The following is a 21,544-nucleotide window of genomic DNA, read 5'->3' as shown; positions in this document are numbered from 1 at the left end:
CACAAAAAAGGCGGCAGCCGCGAAGGCAGCTGCCGCCAGTTGTTGAAACGCCGTGGAGTTATGCCTCCAGGGTTGCCTCGAGCGTGATCTCGACGCCGCCCAGTGCGGCCGAGACGGGGCAGCCGGCCTTGGCGCCGTTGGCGATGGTGTCGAACTCTTCCTGGCTGATGCCGGGGATCTTGGCGGCCAGCGTCAGGTGGCTGGTGGTGATGCCGGTGCCGGGCACGAACGTGACAGCAGCGCTGGTGTTCACGTATTCGGCTGCGTGGCCGGCTGTGGAGAGCTCGTTGGAGAAGGCCATGGCGAAGCAGGATGAGTGTGCTGCTGCGATGAGCTCTTCGGGGCTGGTCTTTCCTTCGGCCGCTTCGGAGCGGGCCTTCCAGGTGACGTCAAAGGTGCCCAGGCCTGAGCTGTCCAGGGTGACCTGGCCGGCTCCGGTGGGAAGGTCTCCGACCCAGGCGGTGTGGGCGTTGCGTACTGTTGCCATGATGACTCCTTGAGATTGGTGCAAAATCCATGGGCCCGGACCTCTTCATCCGGGCTTGCCTCTCCACCTTATGCCCTGGGGCCCTTGTGTGCGGCACCATTACACTGGCCTCATGATCAAGCTTGCAACCATTGTCATCAACACACAGGCCCCTGCGCCGCTGGCAGAGTTCTGGACAGCGTTCCTGGGCACGGAAGTGGAAAGCAGTGCCGAGGGCTTCACCTGGCTCAAGGCGCTGCCGGGTGCGCCGCGGATCGCCCTCCAGGAGGTTGGGAGCCCCACCGAGGGGACGCGGCGGCTGCACCTGGACTTTGCGGCCGACGACGTCGCCCTCGAGGTGGAACGTGCCCTGGGCCTCGGGGCCTCCCGCGTTGCCGAGCACGCCATTGGCAGCTTCAACTGGGTGGTGCTTGCCGACCCCGACGGCAATGAATTCTGCATTGCGCCCGGCCACAGTTAAGCCTTAACGCCAAAACCGCACCTTTGGCGCTTGACCGGGGGATATATACCCCCGATAAGCGGGAAAGGTGCGGTTGTGTGCTTCGGCGCTGTTACTGCCAGAAAACGGCCACGGCGACGTTGATGAAGGCCATGCCGCCCACGGCGTGGGCCAGGCCCTTGGAAACGTCTTCGTTGTTCTTGGCCTTGCGGCGGCCAATGAACGCTGCCACAACCACCACGAGGGCGATGAGGAGCTTCACGGCAACCTTGGCGTTGTTGGGGCCGTCGCCATCACCCATCTGGGCCAGGCCAACCAGCAGCAGACCGGTGATGAGCTGGGTCAGCGCACCAATCCACTGCCATTTGGTGACGGTGGGCGTCTTGAAGGCGGCGAGCCAGCCGCCGACGATCGCGGCTGCGCCGAGGATGTGCAAGAACACGAGCAATGAGTGTAGGAAGTCCATGCCTCCAGCTTATGCAACTTGCTGACACAGTGTCTATCAAGGCCCGCCTTATGTGGCAAACATGACAACTGGGTGCAACAACAGCTGACACAACGACGGCGGCCGGTGACTTGATTGCTCAAGTCACCGGCCGCCGTCGTGCTTCAGGGCCTTACAGGCCCAAATCAGCCTCGAACGCGCCATCTTCCAGGCGGGCCTTCAAGGTCTGCAGGAAGCGGCCGGCGTCCGCGCCGTCCACCAGGCGGTGGTCGTACGTCAGGCACAGGTACATCATGTGGCGGATGGCGATGGTGTCATCGCCGTCTGCGTCGGCAACAACCACTGCGCGCTTGACGATCGCGCCGGTGCCCAGGATGGCAACGTTGGGCTGGTTGATGATGGGGGTGTCGAACAGGGCGCCAACGGAGCCGATGTTCGTGATGGAGAATGTGCCGCCGGAGAGCTCGTCCGGACCGATCTTGCCGCTGCGGGTGCGTGAGGCAACATCGGCGATCTTGCCGGCCAGGCCGGCCAGGTTCAAGTCGCCCGCGTTGGAGATGACAGGAACCAGCAGGCCCTTGTCGGTGTCCACGGCAATCGCCAGGTGCTCGGCGTTGTGGTAGGTGATCTGCTGAGTTTCCTCGTTGTATTCACCGTTGACGGCCGGGTGCTGCTTGAGCGCCTCGGTCACAGCCTTGGCAATGAACGGCAGGAACGTCAGCTTGGTGCCGTTGGTGGCAGCGAACTGGTTCTTGGCCGAGTTGCGCAGCTTGACGATGCGCGTCATGTCGATCTCGTGCACCTGCGTGAGCTGCGTGGAGGCGTCCAGCGACTCGCGCATGCGGCGGGCGATGACCTGGCGGATGCGGGGAGCCTTGACGGTGGTGCCGCGCAATGAGGACGGCACGACGGCGGGGGCGGCCTTCGCGGCCGGGGCTGCGGCGGGAGCCGGGGCGGCAGCGGCCTTGGCGGCCTCTGCTGCTGCGACAACATCCTGCTTGCGGATGCGTCCGCCAACACCGGTGCCGGTGACGGTGGTGATGTCAACGCCGTGCTGGTTGGCAAGCTTGCGCACCAACGGGGTCACGTAGTTGGACTCGGCGCCGGCTGCGGGTGCAGCTGCGGGCGCTGCGGGAGCAGCAACAGGTGCAGCCGGGGCTGCAACCGGGGCGGGTGCGGCTACGGGGGCCGGAGCGGCAACCGGGGCCGGGGCTGCAACGGGAGCCGGAGCGGCAACCGGTGCGGGAGCGGCCGGGGCCGCTGCGCCTGCTGCACCGATGAGTGCCAGCACTCCGCCAACCTCGGCGGTCTCGTCCTCGGGAACCCGGATCTCCAGCAGCACGCCGGCCACGGGGGAGGGGATCTCGGTGTCGACCTTGTCGGTGGAGACCTCGAGCAGCGGCTCGTCGATTTCAATGGTGTCGCCAACGGCCTTGAGCCAGCGGGTGACGGTGCCTTCGGTGACAGACTCGCCCAGGGCCGGCAGAACCAGCTCGTGTGCGTCGCCGGCGGGGGCGGCTGCGGCGGCCGGGGCTGCAACAGGCTCGGCTGCCGGTGCGGCAGGTGCCTCAACCGGTGCTGCCGGTGCTTCAGCCACCGGTGCGGCTGCGCCCGTGCCGATGCGGGCCAAGGTGGCGCCAACTTCAGCGGTTTCGTCTTCGGGCACGAGGATTTCCTCGAGGATGCCGGCGAAGGGTGACGGGATTTCGGTGTCAACCTTGTCGGTGGAAACTTCCAGCAGGGGCTCGTCTACTTCAACGCGCTCCCCGACCTGCTTCAGCCATCGCGTGACGGTACCTTCGGTGACGCTTTCACCCAAGGCGGGCAAGTTCACGGATTCAGACATTTCGTCCCCGTTCTCCTTCTTGTGTGCTGCATTTGTCCGGGATCGCTCGATAAACTGCAAAACCCGGGAAATTCTTGAAATTTGAGGTTGTTGTGTAGCTTAGTGCAACCGGCGCGGACGCCGGGTGCACTGTTTTTGGCCGCTAGCCGTGGAGCGGGCGTCCGGCCAGGGCCATGGCGGCCTCGCCGAGTGCTTCGTTCTGCGTGGGGTGTGCGTGGATGAGGCCGGCAATGTCCTCGGGGTAGGCTTCCCAGTTCACAATGAGCTGGGCTTCACCGATCTGCTCACCAATGTGGCTGCCGATCATGTGCACGCCAACCACGGGGCCGTCCTTTTCGCGGACGAACTTGATGATGCCGCCGGTGCCCAGGATGGCGCTCTTGCCGTTGCCGGCCAGGTTGTACTCGGTGGATTCAACGTTGTCGTCGCCGAACTTTTCCTTGGCCTGCTTCTCGTTCAAGCCAACGGAGGCAATCTCCGGGTCGCAGAAGGTGACCTTGGGGATGTTGATGTCCTCAACGATGACCGGGTTCATGCCGGCGATTTCCTCGGCGACGAAGATGCCCTGCTGGAAGCCGCGGTGGGCCAGCTGCACGCCGGGGACGATGTCGCCCACTGCGTAGACGTTGCCGACGCCGGTGTGCAGGCGATCGTTGGTGATGACGAAGCCGCGGTCAATGGTGACGCCGGCTTCCTCGAAGCCCATGCCTGCGGTGGACGGGCCACGGCCCACTGCCACGAGCATGATGTCGGCTTCGAAGGTCTTGCCGTCAACCAGGGTGGCCTTGACGCCGTCGGCGTTCTGCTCCACGCCCTGGAAGAAGGTGCCGGTGTTGAACTTGATGCCGCGCTTGCGGAAGGTCCGCTCCAGGACCTTGATGATCGAGGCATCTTCGTTGGGGACCAGTGAGGCCATGCCTTCGATGATGGTCACGTCAACGCCGAAGGACTTCCAGACGGAAGCAAATTCGACGCCGATGACGCCGCCGCCGAGCACGATGGCGCTCTTGGGCAGGGTCTCCATGGAGAGGGCTTCGTCGGAGGTGATGACCTTGCCGCCGATTTCCAGTCCGGGCAGGCTGCGGGAGTAGGAGCCCGTGGCCAGGACAATGTTCTTGCCCGTGTAGTTCACGCCGTTCACGGTGATGGTGTTGGCGGCGGTCAGGCGGCCTTCACCCTCGATGACGGTGACGCCCTTGCCCTTGATGAGGCCCTGCAGGCCCTTGTACTTGCCGGCGATGATGCCGTCCTTGTACTTGTTCACACCCACCAGGTCGATGCTGTTGAGCTGGCTGTTCACACCGATCGAGGCGCCCTCGCGGGAGAGGTCAGCGACCTCTGCTGCGTGCAGCAGCGCCTTGGTGGGGATGCAGCCGTTGTGCAGGCACGTGCCGCCCAGCTTGCCCTTCTCCACCAGACCAACGGTCATGCCCAATTGGACTGCGCGCAGGGCAGTTGCGTATCCGCCGCTGCCACCGCCGAGAACCAAAATATCGAATTCTTGCCCAGCTGCCTGTTCGGCCACTTAGACGCTCCCTCGCGTTCGGGTGGCGCACACCATACGGCGCGCCATCTCATCAATTGTTGAGAGTTGCGGGCCGGGCCGTGTGGCGGCGGCCCGCAACTCCTTAGTCAAAGACAAATACTTTCAGCATTTACCTTACGTCAGTTGTTCCATGCAACACCCGTGGGGCTGTCACAGTAAAGGTGAATGTGGTCATACTCACTGTGGCGTTGCAGACGGTGTGATGCAGGGCTGGCGGCTATGCGCTGCGGGCCACAACGTCTTCCACGTAGGCCACGAGCGTGCGCACCGACATGCCGGTGCCCTGCTTGGGGGTGTAGCCGTAGGGGGAACCCTCGTTGAATGCCGGTCCGGCAATGTCCAGGTGCGCCCACGGGATCACGTTGCCGTCCTTGCCCTTGCCAATGAATTCCTGCAGGAACACGGCTGCGGTCATCATCCCGCCCATGCGTTCGCCAATGTTGGCCATGTCTGCCACGGGGGAGTCCAGCGAGGCGCGCAGTTCCTCCGGCAGCGGCATGGGCCAGACAAGCTCCCCGGCACGGTCGGCGGCGGCCTTCAGGGCTGCGCTGACGCCTTCGTCGCCCATGACGCCCGCGGTGCGGTTGCCCAGTGCCACCATCTGTGCGCCGGTCAGGGTGGCGACGTCGATGATCACGTCGGGGAATTCCTGCGAGGCGGCAACCAGGCCGTCGGCCATGACCAGGCGGCCCTCGGCGTCGGTGTTGAGCACCTCGACGGTCTTGCCGCCGAAGATGGTCAGCACGTCGGAGGGGCGGATCGCGGTGCCCGAGGGCATGTTCTCGGCGATGCACAGCCAGCCGGTCACGTTCACGGGCAGGCCCAGTGCGGCCACGGCCAGCACGGCGTTCAGGACGGCAGCGGCACCTGCCATGTCGCATTTCATGGTCACCATGCCGGCGCCGGGCTTGATGGAGATTCCGCCCGAGTCAAAGGTGATGCCCTTGCCCACGAAGGCCAGGGTGGCCACTGCGCGCTCGGATTTGTATTCCAGCTTGACCATGCGCGGCGGGCGGGCGGAGCCCTGGCCCACGCCCATGATGCCGCCGTAGCCGTCCTTGAGCAGGCGCTTCTCGTCCAGGATGGTGACCTTCACGGGCAGGCCCTTGGCCAGTTCCTTCGCGGCGTCGGCAAAGGTGGAGGGGTACAGGCGGCTCGGCGGCTCGTTGACGAGCGTGCGGGTGGCGTTGACGGCCTTGGCCACCACGGAGGCGCGTTCCAGCGCGGCCGCGAGCTCGGGGTCCTTGGCCAGGGTTGAGTGGATTGTGACCTTGGACACGGACTCCAGCTTGCCCTTGGTGGAGGAGTGCAGGCTGGCGTACTGGTAGGCGCCCAGCGCGGCACCTTCGGCGATGGCGGCAACCTGGCCCACCGCCGTCGTGGGGAAGGCAAAGACCACGTGCTTGAGCCCTGCGAGCTGGCGCACGGCGGCACCTGCGGCACGGCGCAGTGCCTCATCGCTGGGTGCGCCGTTTGCTGCGGCACCCACACCGGCCAGGACCAGGGTCTTGGCGCCGGTTTCGGGCAGGCCGGGGAGGCGCACCACCTGGTCGGCGGCACCGGTGACGCCGAGGGCGGAAAGGGATGCCTTGAGCGAGGCGAGGGCTGCCGGGGCCAGCGGCGCGTCCAGGATTGCCGGACCGTCCGTGCCCTTGCTGACGGCCACCACGAGGGCGTCCGCGGAAACTTTCGACAGCTCGCCGCTGACGACGTGGAAACTGACGTTATCTTTTGCACTCACTGAAATACTGTCCTCACTTTTGGTGTTGGTGAACGGGTATTGCCGCGTTTCGATCGTATCCCCTTTCATCCTGCCGCCCGCCCCTGCTGCGGTACCGTATGAGCCATGAGTGAAAACACCGAAGACCTCCTGCAAGGGCCGCTTCACGAGTGGCACGTTGGCCGCGGCGCGAAGATGGCAGAATTCGGCGGCTGGCTGATGCCGCTGCAGTACGACGGCGGCGGCGTGGTTGCCGAGCACACGGCAGTGCGCACCGCGGTTGGCCTTTTTGACGTTTCCCACCTGGGCAAGGCGGCAATCCGCGGCGAAGGCGCCCTGGACTTCGCCAACCGCTGCCTCTCCAACGACCTCGGCCGGATCGCCCCCGGCAGCGCCCAGTACACCCTGGCCCTGACCGAGACGGGCACTGTCACAGATGACCTCATTGCCTACCTGCGCTCCGAAACCGAGCTGTTCCTCATCCCCAACGCCGCCAACACCGCGGCCGTCGTTGCAGCCTTGGAGGCCGCACGCGAGGCGGAAGGGTCCGGCGTCGAGATTGAAAACCTGCACCGCGACTTTGCCGTCTTTGCCGTCCAGGGCCCGCTGGCCAACGCCGTCATGGAGGCAGTTGGCCTGCCGCAGCCGGCCGACTACATGTCCTTCGTGGATGCCACCGTCTCCCTGGGCGGTTCCGAGATTGCCCTGACCGTGTGCCGCACCGGCTACACGGGCGAGCTTGGCTACGAGGTTGTGCCCACCTGGGCGGACTCAGCGACCGTCTGGGAGGCACTCGCCGCTGCGGTCGAGGAAACCGGTGGACGCGCAGCCGGCCTGGGCGCCCGCGACACCCTGCGCACCGAAATGGGCTACGCCCTGCACGGCCACGAGCTGTCCACCGACATCACCCCCGTCGAGGCGGGCGTGGGCTGGGCCGTGGGCTGGAAGAAGGAAGCCTTCTGGGGCAAGGAGGCGCTCACGGCGCAGAAGGCCGCGGGTGCACCCCGCAAGTCCGTGGGCCTGCTGGCCACGGGGCGCGGCGTGCCGCGTGCCGACGTCGCCGTGCTGGATGCCGAGGGCAACGAGGTTGGCCGGACCACGTCCGGGACGTTCTCGCCCACCCTGGGCAACGGCGTCGCCCTTGCCCTCGTGGATCCGGCCGTGCAGCTGGGCCAGGACCTGGCCCTGGACATCCGGGGCCGCCGCCTTGGCGTCACGGTGGTCAAGCCCCCGTTCGTGCAGGTCAACGTCAAGGGCTAGCCCGACGGGCGCCGCAACAACACCAACTTTCAACACCGCAGGCGGATCGGACACGCCGGCCGCGCCATCGCCGGGCGCCGGAATGTTCGAGGTGCCTGCGGTGTTGTGCTGTGCAGAGAAACAAGCTGCTGAGGAAAACGATGACATTCACCGAGTACACCCCGTTCCAAGACCCCGAGTCCCTGTACGTCCTCAATGAAGAGCTGATCGCCGCGGAAGACCTTTCCGGCAGCAACCTGCTGATGTCCTTCACCGGATTTTCCGACGCCGGCCACGTGGTCTCGCAGATTTCCGCCGAACTCGTTGACGAGCTGGAGGGGGAGCCGCTGGCCATTTTCGACATTGACCAGCTCATTGACTACCGCTCCCGCCGGCCCCGCATCACCTTCTCCGAGGACCGCCTCAGCGACTACAAGGCCCCCTCGCTCGTGCTCTACCGCATGGTCGATGCGCTCGGCACCCCGTTCCTGTACTTGCGCGGCAGCGAGCCTGACCTGCAGTGGGAGCGCTTCAGCCTTGCCGTGCTGGGACTCGTGGAGCGCTTTGACGTGAACCTGGTTGCCTGGGTGCATTCGGTGCCCATGCCGGTGCCGCACACGCGCCCCATTGGCGCCACCGTCCACGGCAACCGGCCCGACCTCATCGAGGGCATCTCGGCCTGGAAGACCACCTTGGAGATTCCCTCCGCCGTGGGGCACCTGCTCGAATACAAGCTCGACGCCGCGGGCCGCAATGTGGTGGGCTACGCCATCCACGTGCCGCACTACCTGTCCGACGCCGAGTACCCGCCTGCCGCCGTCGCCGGCCTTGAGTTCCTGGGCGCGGCAGCCTCACTCATGCTGCCCAGTGAAAGGCTCCGCGAAACCGGCCGGGCCGTGGAACGCCAGATCACCGAACAGGTTGAGGGTTCCGCGGAGGTGGCCACCGTGGTGACCAACCTGGAAAAGCAATATGACGAGCACACGGACGGCACCGCCCGCCGCTCCCTGCTGGCAGGTGAGAACGACGAACTGCCCGGTGCCGACGAGCTCGGTGCCGCCGTGGAGGCGTACCTGGCCAGCAGGGGCCCGGGGGACCCCGAGATCCTTCCGTGACGGGGTTCATGTCGGATTGCGGCTTGGGCGCAGCGCCTCTGGCATAGGCTGGTTGGGTGGATAGCAAACGCGCATGGCTTGTCTGGGGAATCGGTGTTTTCGCCTACCTGACGGCCATCACGCACAGGACCTCCTTCGGGGTGGCCGGCCTGGTTGCCACCGAACGCTTTGACGCCACCGCCTCGGCACTGTCCGCCTTCACAGTCATCCAGCTTGTGGTCTATGCGGCCCTGCAAATCCCCGTGGGCGTGCTGGTGGACCGCTTCGGCCCGCGGATCATGATCGCCACGGGGGCCGCGCTCATGGCTGTGGGCCAGCTGCAACTGGCCGCTGCCGAGTCCGTGCCGGCCGGGGTCACCGGGCGGATATTTGTGGGCGCCGGTGACGCCATGACCTTTATCGCCGTCATCCGCCTCATACCCTTGTGGTTCCCCGCCCGCCGCGTACCCGTGCTGACCCAGCTCACGGGCCAGCTGGGCCAGTTCGGCCAGCTCATCAGCCTCGCACCGTTCGCCTGGGTGCTGCACACCGCCGGCTGGAGCCAGGCCTTTGTGGGTCTGGCCGGATTGGGCGTCCTGGCCTGTGTGCTCTCGGCCGCCCTGGTCCGCAACGCCCCGGCCGGGACCACGCCGCCGGTGCGGCACCCGGGCATGAAGGAGACGGCGGCCAACCTCACCACCGCCTGGCGGCAGCCCGGAACCCGGCTGGGCATGTGGAGCCACTTTGCCACCCAATTTTCCGGCACCGTTTTTGTGCTCACGTGGGGCTATCCGTTCCTGGTGTCCGGACAGGGCCTGGACACGGGCACCGCAAGCGTTCTCCTGAGCCTTTTTGTGGTGGTCGGCATTGTCTGCGGCCCGTTCCTGGGCAGTTGGGTGGGGCGCCATCCGCTGCGCCGCTCCACCATGGTGCTGGCAGTTTCCCTTTCCATTGCCGCCGCGTGGCTGGCCGTGATCCTGCACTCCGGACCGTCGCCCGTCTGGCTGCTCGTGGTGCTCATCCTGGTCCTGGCCATTGGCGGGCCCGCGTCAATGATCGGCTTTGACTTCGCCAGGACGTTCAACCCCTCGCACCGGATCGGCACGGCCACCGGAATCGTCAACGTGGGCGGTTTCGCGGCGGCGCTCGTGACCATGTACATCGTGGGGCTCCTGCTGGACCTGCTGAACAACATTGGCTTTTCGCAGGACGGCCTCTACTCCCTGGATGCCTTCCGCGTTGCCTTCTCCTTCCAATTCCTAGTCCTGGGGATCGGCATTGTTGCCGTCGTTGCCACCCGGCGGAAGGTGCGGCGCACCATGGCCGAACGCGGCGAAATTGTGCCGCCGCTGCGTTCGGTGCTGGCCGACAACCGCCGCCGGCGGCTGCAGTTCAAGGCAGAGGAGCGGGACCGCCGCAGGCCCCGCAAGGACTGACACGCGGCCTCCCGCCGCCTGTGGACAGAAAATTTCCCCCGCCATTCATGCCGATGCGGGACCCTGATATCCACAGATTTGCCCATTGCCGGCAATTGCCCTTTCCCGGGCGCCTTGGCCGCGCCAGCCTTGAGGCATGAAGGAGCAAATAGACAAGATCAGAGTCAGTGCCGGCGAGGACCTGCTGGCATTCATACCCCACACCATGGGGTACTGGCCCGAGGCCAGCGTTGTCTGCATTGGGATGGCGGGCAAAATGCTGCGGGCCACCATGCGCCTGGACCTGCCGGAGGACGGCGGCGAAGCTGCCCGCCTGGCCGAGGTGGCATCCTCCCAGCTGGCCAGCGACCCTGGCTCCGACGGCTGCCTCGTGGCCATCTTCGGCAGGGAAGACTGGACGGATCCCGGAGCGCTGCCCCATGCCGGGCTGTTTCGGGAGCTGGGCGAGGCACTGGCCCTGCACGGGCTGCCGGTTCGTGACGCCTGGTATGTGGGGCCCGGCCACTGGCGCAGCATCCAATGCACGGCGGCCGAATGCTGCCCCTGGCCCGGCAAGGACATAGCCAGCATCAGGGAAAGCTTTGTCAACGCCGAATTCATCTACCGCGGAAGCATGGTTCGCGAGCCGCCCCGGCAACAAATCAGGGAGCTGACCACCCCCGTGGACCTCGAATTCGCCGGGGCCGTGCGGGCGGCCGGCGACGGGCTGCGGGATGAACTCGCCGCATTTGGTTCGGGCCTGAACCAAATGTCCGCCACGCTCTCGGCCTGGGAGCACAGCCTGTCCGGGTGGCCCAAGACGCCCGACAAGTCGATGGCCGCATACCTGCTGGCCAGCCTCGGGGACGTGAACGTGCGCGACGCCGTCATGGTGGCGCTGGCCACCACGCCCCAGCACGCGCTCATGGGTGCCGCCGGACTGGGGCTGCTGCAGCCTGACCCGCTGGATGTGCTGGTGCCGGCCAACTGGTACGGCGGCAACCAGGCGGCCTGTTGCCCCGTCACCCTGGAAGGGGCGGGGGAGAAGACTGTGTTGGCGGCCGTGCATGACTTCACCAACATCCTGGTTGGCGACCTCTCCGGCAGGAAAAGGCGCACGGCCACTGCCGGACCGGACTGGGGCAGGCTGGACCGCGCCGAACCGCTGCTGCAATTCTTGGCCCGCTCCACGGAGGGGCGGGACAGGGCGCCGGTGCTGTGCATCCTAGGCTGGATCCAGTGGTGCAAGGGCCGGGGCACCTGGGCCGGGCACTACTTCCAGGCCTGCCAGGCCAGCCAGCCCGGGTACAAGCTCGCCGGCCTGCTGGACCAATTGCTGGCCGTGGGCTACATTGCCGAATGCGCCAAGGATCCCCGCACCGCGTGGCATGGACACGGCAACGCAGAAGGAGGGGAAGGCCGGGGGAAGGCTCCCGGCCAGGCGGCATAGGGGCCCCGGCGGGGCACAATGAGACATACTGCACACGGACGCACCCTTGCGGCCAGAAAGGCAATGTGCTGCGGCAAATCGTGAGACACTTAAAGCCGAGACCCGGTTGGGTCCGTGTTGATGCATTGACAATGTTTGGGCAAGAGCGGCTGGAAGCAAAAGTTTCCAGGGTGGCGGGAACAACGCCGCCGCGCAGGGAGTTGTACCCTGTGACCCTCCAAGCGGATGTGATGCGCCAAGCAACATGGACTTGACAGGGTCATAGTGGTGTTGCCCGAAGGTAACTCCACAGACCGCCGTAAGAAAGGTTTTCTGTGTCTGCTACTGCCAAGAGCAAAGTCTCCACGTCCAAGGAGATTGAGGATCCCGCATTGGATGCCACCGTGCCTCTGACGACCGCACAGAAGCGTGCCGCGACAATAGCCGCGAAGAAGGCTGCCGCAGCAGCCGGCGAGGTTGCACCCGTTGCCAAGAAGCCCGCCGCCAAGCGCGGCAAGGCTGCCCCCGCCGAGGACGAGCCCACCGGTGAGAACGCCGTCGTGGAAGAAGACCACGAGGAGCCCGCCGCCGAGGTCCCCGTGGCCACCGGCACCGGATTTGTCTACTCGGACTCCGACGACGACGACGCCCCCGTCCAGCAGGTCATGTCCGCCGGTGCCACCGCCGACCCCGTCAAGGACTACCTGAAGCAGATCGGCAAGGTCGCCCTGCTCAACGCCGAGCAGGAAGTCGACCTGGCGCTCCGCATCGAGGCCGGCCTGTTCGCCCACGAGAAGCTTGAAACCTCGGCTGCCTCCATGGAACCGCAGCTCAAGCGCGACCTCGAGCGCATTGTCCACGACGGCAAGATCGCCAAGAACCACCTGCTCGAGGCCAACCTGCGCCTTGTGGTCTCACTGGCCAAGCGCTACACCGGCCGCGGCATGCTGTTCCTGGACCTCATCCAGGAAGGCAACCTGGGCCTGATCCGCGCCGTCGAGAAGTTCGACTACACCAAGGGCTTCAAGTTCTCCACCTACGCAACGTGGTGGATCCGCCAGGCCATCACCCGCGCCATGGCAGACCAGGCCCGCACCATCCGCATCCCCGTGCACATGGTGGAAGTCATCAACAAGCTGGCCCGCGTCCAGCGCCAGATGCTCCAGGACCTGGGCCGCGAACCAACACCGGAAGAACTGGCCAAGGAATTGGACATGACCCCGGAAAAGGTCGTTGAGGTCCAGAAGTACGGCCGCGAGCCCATCTCGCTCCACACCCCCCTGGGTGAGGACGGCGACTCCGAATTCGGTGACCTGATCGAGGACTCCGAGGCAGTTGTCCCCGCCGACGCCGTCTCCTTCACCCTGCTGCAGGAGCAGCTCCACTCCGTCCTGGACACGCTGTCCGAGCGTGAAGCAGGCGTGGTTGCCATGCGCTTCGGCCTGACCGACGGCCAGCCGAAGACTTTAGACGAAATTGGCAAGGTCTACGGCGTTACGCGTGAGCGCATCCGCCAGATCGAATCCAAGACCATGTCCAAGCTGCGCCACCCCTCGCGCTCACAGGTCCTGCGCGACTACCTGGACTAGGCACAAGGGAAGCGGGCCCCAACTTTTGTTGGGGCCCGCTTTTTGTTGTCCAAACGCGCCGGGCTGAGGCGGCTACAGCCCGCTGGTGGCCCTGGCGTGCTTGGCGGCCTCGGTGCGGCTTCCGGCGTCGAGCTTGCGCATGATGGCCGAGACGTGGACGCTGACGGTCTTGGCGCTGATGAACAGTTGCGTGCCAATCTCCTTGTTGCTCAGGCCATCGGCGACCAGGCCCAGAACCTGCGACTCGCGTGCCGTCAGCTCCATGGTGTTGGGGCGGAGGCTGGGGCCAGTGAGGCTCAGCCCGGTCCTGCCCGCGAAGTCCCGCACCAGCGCCACAACAAGCCCGGCGCCCAGCTTGTCCGCGCCATCCCGTGCGGCCAGCAACGCCGCCACGGCCCCGGGCCTGTTGCCCGCCGCGTGCTCCGCCTGGCCCAGCCGGAATGAAACATAGCCGCGCAGGTGGGCGGGCAGGGCCCCGCTTCGTTGCACGGCAACGTGCCAGGCATCCGGATCGGTCCCCGTGCCACCTTCGCCGCCAAGTTCCGCCTCGAACAAGGCTGCCCACGCCGGGTGGGTCGGCCAAAAATCATCCCGCGCCAGAATGGCCCGCATTTGCAGCTCAGTCGCGGTTTCGGGATCCGCCCCGGCGGCCCGCCGGGCAGCCAACACCCTGGCCGCGACAGCCAGCAGCGGCAGGTCATGGCCGGGCAGCGAGCGGAAGTCCTGGCTGGTCAAAACCGTCGCCTCCCGCCACGCGGTGTCAAGGTCCCCACGCATCCACGCCAGCTCCGCGGCAAGCATGGCCAGGGGCAGGCTTGACTGGACCTCCACCTGTGCAAGTTCGCGCAGCAGCGGCTGCCACTGGCGAAACAGCTGCTCGGCCGCGGCGCTGTTGCCGCCCCAAAGCGTGGACCAGATCTTGGAGCGCAGCAGGTAGCCGTGAAAGGAGCTTGGCGGGGACAAGGTCAAGTTGCGGGCCAGGAGCGCGCTGGCTTTCTCCCAGTCGCCCTTGGCAAAGAGGGGCTCCACCGCGTTCGAGGACAGGATGGCGCCCGTGGTCCGTTCCACACCCAGTTTGCGCGCCTGCTCTATCCCCTCCTGGGCAATGCTGATCGACTCGTCGTAGAGGCCCAGCAGGTACAGGGTGTCTGAGTAGTTGACCCGGAACCGCAGCATGGCATCGGTGTTGCCCTGTGCCAGTTCCTTGGATGCCGTGAGGTCCGCGCGCCAACCGGCAATGTCCCCGGCCATGGCGCGCGAGCTTCCGCGCAGGTTCAAGGCAACGGACTGTTCGCTGCGGTGCCCTGTGGCAGTGGACAGTTCCAGGGCCTCGGTGGCCACAGCCATGGCTTCGGCGAGTCGCGCCTGGAGCATGTACCGGGCTGCGAGGTGGTTCAGCAGCGCTGCCCGCAACATGTCGTCGCTGCCGCGGGGAGTCAGTTCCAGTGCCCGCAGCAGCAACTCGGCCGAGCCCCGCTGGGCGTTGAAGCCCAGGTAGCGGGCCTGGTCGGCCAGCAGCCGGGCCAGCTCTGGACCTTCGACGCCTGGCTCTGCGGCCGCCAGCCGGATGACTGCAATGGACCGTTCACCGTCCCCGGCCTGGTTGTGCGCCCAGGCCGTCCGGGCCATCAGCGCATGACGCGTCATGCCGGCCAACTCCTGCGCATCCTCGACCCGGTCCCAGAGTTCCAAGGCACGCTCGCCCATGCGGGCCGCCGTCGAATACGCGTAGCTGCGCTCAGCCTCGGCCACGGCGGCAATGGATGCCTTGAACGTTTTCTGCTGGGCGCTGGCGGCGTGCCAATGGTAGGCAATTTCAACCGCATTGAGCTGTCCTGGGCCCGCCGATTCAAGTGCCTGCGCGTACCGCGTGTGGAAGCGCGTGCGTTCCCCGGGCAGCAGGTCGGCGTGGATGGCCTCGCGCACCAGGGCATGGCGGAAGGCGTAGGAACGCCCGTCCAGCAAGAGCAAGTTGGCGCCAAGGGCCGCCCGGGCGGAGGATTCGAATTCCTCAACGGAGCGGTCATAGGCCGCCAGTGCCTGGGTGTGCGGCACACATACCCCGCCGGCGGCGAGAACCCGCAGGAAGTACTGGACCGGTTCCGCCATGCGCTCATACCGGGCCAGGAGCAGCTCCGTCAGCGTGGCTGGAAGGTCGCCGGCCACATTGCAGTCACCGAGCCCCAGCAACTCCTCGACGAAGAACGGTATTCCTTCGCTGCGCGCAAAAACGCTCTCCACGACTTCGTACTCTGCGCCCTGGCCTGTGATGGCCTCGACCTGGGCGCGCACTTGGTCCTTGGTCAGCCGCTCAAGCCGGATGGACTTGGCATAGCGGCCGCGTTCGGACTCGGCCAGGAAGTCCCGCAGCGGGTGCCCCCTGTGAATGTCGTCGCTGCGGTAGCTCATGACCAGCAGGAACTGCCCGCCGTTGAAGGCCCGCAGGATGAAGCGAAGGACCGTCAGGGTGGCGTCGTCGGCCCAGTGCAGGTCCTCAATCACGACGACGGCCGGCTGAGTGGCGCTGGCCCGCTCAAAGACCGTGCTGACAGCCTCCAGAACCCTGTTTGCGGTGGGGAGGCCCTCGAGTTCCACGGCGGCCTCGGGCAGCAGCAGCGCAAGCGCGTCACGGCCTGGTCCGGCATACTCCAGCACGGTGTCGAGCCCAATCTGCGCAGCGAGCGAGCGCAACACACCAGTCAGCGGTGCATAGGGCGGCGCGAGCGTGCCAAGGTCCACGCACTGGCCCGTGACGATCCGGGCCTGGCCGGAAATGCCGGCCAGGAATTCATCCAGCAACCGGGTCTTGCCCAGCCCAGCCTCGCCGCCGACGATGACCGCCTGGGGCTTGCTGTCGGCGGCGTCCGCGAAGGAGGCCAGAAGGGCCTGCATCTCTGCTTCCCGGCCGATCATTTGCGCGCTGGCGGGAGTCATCTGCATAACCCAATCCTGCCACGGTCCAGCCGTCCGGGTCAGCTGGGAGGAGACACTTGGGCTGCTAGTGGGCACGGGCGCTGCGGCCAATCGGCTGGGCCGGCTGGGTCATGCGGACCCAGTAACCGCGCAGGCGCCCCGACGGGCGTCCAGTAGGTGCCGTTGACGCTGCTGCTTCGCGCTGCAGCCTGCGGCGTTCCAGGGAAATCTGCAGCTGGTGTTCGTTCTGCTGGTTCATCAACAAAGCCACGAAGTCGGACATGGTCACCCTTTGTTAGAGAAGGTTCCTTGCGGTGGCGGACCCTTCGTGATGACTCAATTCTTCCGAAACAGGGCACTGCGAACATGGGGAGGATGCCCTATCTTTGCCCTGTCGGGGTCCACTAAGGCACACCGGAGGCCTTAGGCCGGCGAAAGGAGGCCCCGCGCCGTCGAACATGGCCCGGACGCACAAGAGGGCCCCGGTTGCCCGGGACCCTCTTGCGTGGTGCATGCCGGTGCGCGAGTTGCGCGCCGGGCCATTTCTGGTGTCAGTCGACTGAAACGGGAGCCTTCTCGTGCAGCCGGCCGGTCTCGTCGAGCCATTCCGAAGCCATCGGCTTCAGGGTGGCTTCCACTGCCCGGGCGTGGTGGCCGCAGAAAAGCAGTTCGCCGCCGGAGGACTCCAAAACTACCCGCACGTAAGCCTGTGCGCCGCAACGGTCGCAGCGGTCAATGGTTGTCAGCTGTGTGCTGATGACGCTGGTGGTCATGATGGCCTCCTTCAAAAGTTCCTGTACTTCATACAACCATCCCGGGGCCCCGTTCCTTCCATGCAGGGGCCGACTTTCGCTAACCGCGTATCCGGAGGCTGCCGGGGCGGGGCGCGCCGGATCTGGCAGAAAATGTCAGGGCTACCCCTTAACCTTGATAGTGAATGGCCCACCAACCCCGAAGGAGCATGTCCACCGTGGCACGCCAGAGTTCCGATTACAGTGCACGCCACCTCTCCGTCCTTGAAGGACTGGAGGCGGTCCGGAAGCGCCCGGGCATGTACATCGGATCCACCGACTCGCGTGGCCTGATGCACTGCCTGTGGGAGATCATTGACAACTCCGTTGACGAGGCGCTGGCCGGTTACGGCCAAAACATCACGGTCATCCTGCACAAGGACACCTCCGTTGAAGTGCACGACGACGGCCGCGGCATCCCCGTGGACGTTGAACCCAAGACAGGCCTGACCGGCCTCGAGGTGGTGTTGACCAAGCTGCATGCCGGAGGCAAGTTTGGCGGCAGCTCCTATGCCGCCTCCGGTGGCCTGCACGGTGTGGGCGCCAGCGTGGTCAACGCGCTCTCGGCCCGCATGGACGCCCAGGTGGACAGGGGCGGCAAGACCTACCAAATGAGCTTCCGCCGCGGCGAGCCCGGCCACTTCAAGGACGTGGGCCGCACGCTCAGCCCCGATGTGGCCTTTGACCCGTTCACCGACAAGTCCAGCCTGGACATTGTCGGCACCACAAAGCGCGGCGTGACCGGCACCCGGATCCGGTATTGGGCCGACCGTCAGATCTTCACGGCTGACGCCAAGTTCTCCTATGACGAGCTCGTGGCGCGCGCCCGCCAGACGTCCTTTCTGGTGCCCGGCCTGAAGATCCGCGTCATCGATGAGCGCCGGGTGCCCGGCACGCCCGGCGAATTCGCCACCCACGAGGAGACATTCCACCACGACGGCGGCATCTCCGAATTTGTTGACTTCCTTTCCGTCGGCGGGGCCGTGACCGATATTTGGCGGCTGCAGGGACACGGCTCCTTCACCGAAACTGTGCCCGTGCTCAACGCCGAAGGGCACCTGGAAAGCACGGCCGTGGACCGCGACTGCGAGGTGGACATTGCCCTGCGCTGGGGTGTTGGCTACGACACCACCATGCGCAGCTTCGTCAACATCATCGCCACCCCCAAGGGCGGAAGGCACCAGGAAGGCTTTGAGGCTGCCCTGCTGAAGACGTTCCGCAAGGTCATTGAGGCCAACGCGCGCAAGCTCAAGGCCGGCAACGACAAGATTGAAAAAGACGACGTCATGGCCGGCATGACGGCCGTGCTCACCGTCCGGTTGGCCGAGCCGCAGTTCGAGGGCCAGACCAAGGAAATCCTGGGCACCCCGGCCGTGAAGAACATCGTGGCCAAGGTGGTGGAGCGCGAGTTGAAGGCGCGCCTTGAGTCCACCCAGCGTGCGGACAAGGCGCAGTCCGCGCAATTGCTTGAAAAAGTCGTATCCGAGATGAAGTCCCGCATCTCTGCCCGGGTGCACAAGGAAACCCAGCGGCGCAAGAACGCCCTGGAATCTTCCTCGTTGCCCACCAAGCTGGCCGACTGCCGCAGCACCGACGTGGCCAAGAGTGAACTGTTCATCGTGGAGGGTGACAGCGCCCTCGGCACGGCCAAGCTGGCCCGGTCCTCCGACTTCCAGGCCCTGCTGCCCATCCGCGGCAAGATCCTGAATGTGCAGAAGGCCTCGGTGGGGGACATGCTGGCCAACGCCGAATGCGCCGCTCTCATCCAGGTGGTGGGTGCCGGATCCGGGCGCAGCTTCGACCTGGAGGCTGCACGCTACGGCAAGGTGATCTTGATGACGGACGCCGACGTCGACGGCGCGCACATCCGAACACTGCTGCTCACGTTGTTCTTCCGATACATGCGTCCCATGATCGACGCCGGCCGGGTGTTCGCGGCCGTTCCGCCGCTGCACCGGGTGGAGGTGGTCAACCACGGCTCCAAAGCCAATGAGATGGTTTACACCTACTCGGAGCGGGAGCTGCACACGCTGCTGGCCAAGCTGGAGAAGGCTGGCAAGAGCTACAAGCAGCCCATCCAGCGCTACAAGGGTCTGGGTGAAATGGATGCCGACCAGCTGGCCGAAACCACCATGGACCCGCGCCACCGCATGCTGCGACGGGTAACGAGTGCCGACGCCGACCGTGCCGAGCACACCTTCGAGCTGCTTATGGGATCCGAGGTGGCCCCGCGCAAGGAATTCATCGTGGCGGGCAGCGAGCACCTGGACCAGGACCGCATCGACGCCTGACGGCATGTGCGCCGAGTTCCGGGAAATTGCTTCCATCGGGCTGCTCCTCTCAGGCGGCGTTGGGGTGGCGGCGTAGGTAGTCTTCGATGGACATGCGGTCCAGGATTTCCACTTCTTCCTCGCTTTGGGCCGGTGGCTCGGGGAGGTTGTCGGGATCCCAGAAGTAGCTTTCCCAGCGGGGATCCTGGGGGTCCATGTCGTCTTCGTCGATCCAGTCGGGGTGGGCTTCGGGGCCACCGTCATTTTCGTCGGGGCGGTATTCCCAGGGCGGTGCGGTGAGGTCGTAGGCGCCCGTGCCGTCCTCGTCGTTCCCGGACTCCTGGCGTTGTTGGAGTGCCTTCAGGGTGGCATCGATGAGGGTTTTGAGGGTTTCGTTGTAGACCGGCGGCTGGGTGTCCTGCGGCTCGGGTGGGTGTTGGTGGCCGGTGGGGCTGGTCCACTCGATGCCCTCCGGGGTCTTGCGGGGACTCCAGGCGCGGGGGTGGACGGATTGCCGTTCAAAGGACTGCTCGGTGCGCACGTGGCCGTTGCGGGTTCTGTCGTCTTTGTGGTGCTTGAGCCGGTGATGCAGCCTGCACAGGCTCTCGAGGTTGGCGTAGGTGGTGGGTCCGCCGGTGCTAAAGGCTTGGAGGTGGTCGGTTTCGCAGTTCACCGCCCTGGCGTTGCAGCCCGGGAACACGCAGTACTCGTCCCTCATCAGCAGCCTGATCTGCATGGCCTTCGTGACCCGGTGGACATCGGGGGCGGCATCCAGGGGTTGGTTGCTGATCGGATCCACCAGGACCCGGTAGAAACTCGGTGCGTTCGCGGTGAGGTACTTCGCCACCTCGATGCTGATCGGTCCTGCCCCTGGCATCCAGGCCGGCTCGTCCGTGAGCCCGAGCAGCGACAACGCCGGCACCAACAACACGGGGGTGACCTGTGGGAGTGGAGGCCACACCCCACCACCACGTCCGGACACACCGCTCCCGTTCTGACTGCTTTCGGGCCCGGCTGCGCCATTGCCGCCGGCACCGCTGGTATTGGCGGGGTTGTCGCTGGTGGGTGTGAGGTGTGGTGGCTGTCCGGGCACTGGCCAGTCGGGCTGGTTCCGCGGGTCCGGCTCCCTCAAGGCCGGGTCCTGGTAGTCGGGGTCGTCAAAGACGGGCAGTTGCCAGGAGTGGAAGTGTGGGCCGAGGCGGTCGGGGTCCGGGAACGCCCCGCCCTGGCAGGGATCCGGTCCGGTGTCGGCCAGGGTGGTAAACCAGGCGCCCTGCCCGCCGGCGCCGCCTGGTTCCGCTGGGTGTTCCGGGCTGGTGTCCTCGTTGATAGGTGCAGGGGCGTGGATGTTGTTGGCGTCCAGGGTTTGGCAGAGGAGGAGGGCGGCGGCGATGTCGGCCCTTAGTTGTGTGAGGGTGCGGTCTTCGTGGGGGCCTTGGGCCGCCTGGGCGGTGGCGGTGCATTGGGTCCAGATCGCCTCGATGGTTGGGGAGGGGCCGTAGAGGTTGAGCCAGGCCATCCCGTCCCGGGACCTGCTGATCCCCAGCTGTCGGCGCTCATACGCCTGCCGGGTCTTGGGGACCAGGGTCTCCGGGTAGGCCCGTTCCCGCGCGCGGCGGGCCTTCTCCCGGAAACCGTGCAGCGTGGCATGCTCCGCCTTCCCCAACAACACTCCCTCGAAAGCATCAATGGTGTCCTGGGGTAGGCGGTCTTGGCGGAGCAGGCTGGTTTCTTCGGCGATGATGACCGCATGCTCCCACCCCAACACCCCGGCAGAGAGCTGCGCCATGGTCGCGGGCAGCTGCCTGACCAGGGTGGCTGCATCCATCATCAGGGCCCCGGCGTAGCCCTCGGTGATGTTAAACAGCGCGGCGATCTCGGCCCGCACCCCGGCCCGGGACGTTTCGCGCTGCCACGGATCCAACTCCAACACGGTGGCTTCGGCCAAGGCCGCGGAGAGCATTCGTTCCACCAACACCGCGGTGAGGGCAGCGCCCTGGTTCTTGTGTCGGTGCATCGCAGCCAAGGCCGTCGTGGTGCTGTCCCGCAGGGCCCGAATTCCGCCCAGACGGGAATCCGGGGCCTCGTTGTCCGGGTGACCGGAGAGCAGTGGCTCCGGATAATCGGACAAACCCTCCAGAGCCGCGATGTCGGTGGCCAGAGGAATGATGGTGGGAAAGATGAAGGCATCCAGCAGGTCCGCCACAGCACCTGTGGTGGAGGAACCCTCCCGATCAGCCGGGAAATTCACCGAACCGCCCATGCATCAATTATAGATCAAATTCACTAGTAGTGACATGGGTGTGGAGAAGTTATCGGAC

Annotated in this window: 16 protein-coding genes; 7 read left to right on the top strand and 9 right to left on the bottom strand. The window is 66.0% G+C overall.

The annotated features are described in order from the left end of the window. Positions 1-58: 58 nt before the first annotated feature. A complete protein-coding gene (locus tag PCK14_RS02180; RefSeq protein WP_269936810.1) occupies positions 59-487 on the bottom strand; it encodes an OsmC family peroxiredoxin in 429 nt (142 codons plus the stop codon). Between the two features lie 112 nt (positions 488-599). On the opposite strand from PCK14_RS02180, the gene PCK14_RS02175 reads away from it, so the two are divergent. Continuing rightward, positions 600-947 carry a VOC family protein gene (locus tag PCK14_RS02175; RefSeq protein ID WP_269936809.1) on the top strand — a complete coding sequence of 116 codons (348 nt, stop codon included), beginning with the start codon at positions 600-602 and terminating at the stop codon, positions 945-947. A gap of 91 nt (positions 948-1,038) precedes the next feature. Here PCK14_RS02175 and PCK14_RS02170 read toward each other — a convergent pair whose 3' ends face one another. From PCK14_RS02170 to PCK14_RS02155, 4 genes are all read right to left on the bottom strand, one after another. Continuing rightward, positions 1,039-1,392 carry a hypothetical protein gene (locus tag PCK14_RS02170; RefSeq protein WP_269936808.1) on the bottom strand — a complete coding sequence of 118 codons (354 nt, stop codon included), beginning with the start codon at positions 1,390-1,392 and terminating at the stop codon, positions 1,039-1,041. 151 nt (positions 1,393-1,543) lie between these two features. Next, on the bottom strand, positions 1,544-3,217 hold the full coding sequence (gene sucB / locus PCK14_RS02165) for a 2-oxoglutarate dehydrogenase, E2 component, dihydrolipoamide succinyltransferase (RefSeq protein WP_269936807.1): 1,674 nt from the start codon (positions 3,215-3,217) through the stop codon (positions 1,544-1,546). Between the two features lie 142 nt (positions 3,218-3,359). Next, positions 3,360-4,742, bottom strand: a complete 1,383-nt coding sequence (lpdA, locus tag PCK14_RS02160; protein WP_269936806.1) for a dihydrolipoyl dehydrogenase — start codon at positions 4,740-4,742, stop codon at positions 3,360-3,362. 238 nt (positions 4,743-4,980) lie between these two features. Further along, on the bottom strand, positions 4,981-6,504 hold the full coding sequence (locus tag PCK14_RS02155; RefSeq protein ID WP_269936805.1) for a leucyl aminopeptidase: 1,524 nt from the start codon (positions 6,502-6,504) through the stop codon (positions 4,981-4,983). A 105-nt stretch (positions 6,505-6,609) separates the two neighbouring features. Here PCK14_RS02155 and gcvT point away from each other — a divergent pair, with 105 nt between their 5' ends. From gcvT to PCK14_RS02130, 5 genes are all read left to right on the top strand, one after another. Next, positions 6,610-7,743: a glycine cleavage system aminomethyltransferase GcvT gene (gene gcvT, locus PCK14_RS02150; RefSeq protein ID WP_269936804.1), complete on the top strand. Its 1,134-nt coding sequence runs from the start codon at positions 6,610-6,612 to the stop codon at positions 7,741-7,743. Positions 7,744-7,883: 140 nt separating this feature from the next. Further along, a complete protein-coding gene (locus tag PCK14_RS02145; RefSeq protein WP_269936803.1) occupies positions 7,884-8,837 on the top strand; it encodes a proteasome assembly chaperone family protein in 954 nt (317 codons plus the stop codon). 56 nt (positions 8,838-8,893) lie between these two features. Beyond that, positions 8,894-10,252 carry an MFS transporter gene (locus tag PCK14_RS02140; protein WP_269936802.1) on the top strand — a complete coding sequence of 453 codons (1,359 nt, stop codon included), beginning with the start codon at positions 8,894-8,896 and terminating at the stop codon, positions 10,250-10,252. Between the two features lie 136 nt (positions 10,253-10,388). Beyond that, positions 10,389-11,681 (top strand): DUF4192 domain-containing protein, encoded by a 1,293-nt coding sequence (locus PCK14_RS02135; protein ID WP_269936801.1) that lies wholly within the window; start codon positions 10,389-10,391, stop codon positions 11,679-11,681. Positions 11,682-12,037: 356 nt separating this feature from the next. Further along, complete coding sequence (locus tag PCK14_RS02130) at positions 12,038-13,249, top strand: RNA polymerase sigma factor (RefSeq protein ID WP_269936978.1); 1,212 nt, start codon at positions 12,038-12,040, stop codon at positions 13,247-13,249. Positions 13,250-13,321: 72 nt separating this feature from the next. On the opposite strand, the gene PCK14_RS02125 is transcribed toward PCK14_RS02130, so the two are convergent. From PCK14_RS02125 to PCK14_RS02115, 3 genes are all read right to left on the bottom strand, one after another. Continuing rightward, the gene (locus PCK14_RS02125; protein WP_269936800.1) at positions 13,322-16,189 is read right to left on the bottom strand and encodes a helix-turn-helix transcriptional regulator; all 2,868 of its coding nucleotides are present in this window, start codon (positions 16,187-16,189) and stop codon (positions 13,322-13,324) included. Positions 16,190-16,247: 58 nt separating this feature from the next. Further along, positions 16,248-16,445, bottom strand: coding sequence for a hypothetical protein (locus PCK14_RS02120; protein WP_269936799.1), 198 nt, complete (start codon positions 16,443-16,445; stop codon positions 16,248-16,250). 268 nt (positions 16,446-16,713) lie between these two features. Then, entirely contained in the window at positions 16,714-16,935 is a 222-nt protein-coding gene (locus tag PCK14_RS02115) for a DUF7455 domain-containing protein (RefSeq protein ID WP_269936798.1), read from the bottom strand. A gap of 188 nt (positions 16,936-17,123) precedes the next feature. Here PCK14_RS02115 and PCK14_RS02110 point away from each other — a divergent pair, with 188 nt between their 5' ends. Beyond that, positions 17,124-19,244, top strand: a complete 2,121-nt coding sequence (locus PCK14_RS02110) for a DNA gyrase/topoisomerase IV subunit B (RefSeq protein WP_269936797.1) — start codon at positions 17,124-17,126, stop codon at positions 19,242-19,244. A gap of 49 nt (positions 19,245-19,293) precedes the next feature. Here the strand turns inward: PCK14_RS02110 and PCK14_RS02105 are convergent, their stop codons facing one another. Next, a complete protein-coding gene (locus PCK14_RS02105; RefSeq protein WP_269936796.1) occupies positions 19,294-21,486 on the bottom strand; it encodes an HNH endonuclease signature motif containing protein in 2,193 nt (730 codons plus the stop codon). Between the last annotated feature and the right edge of the window lie 58 nt (positions 21,487-21,544).

It is taken from the genome of Arthrobacter sp. HY1533 (genome assembly GCF_027568515.1).
GTDB lineage: Bacteria > Actinomycetota > Actinomycetes > Actinomycetales > Micrococcaceae > Specibacter.
This window is presented reverse-complemented; position numbering and strand designations above follow the sequence as displayed.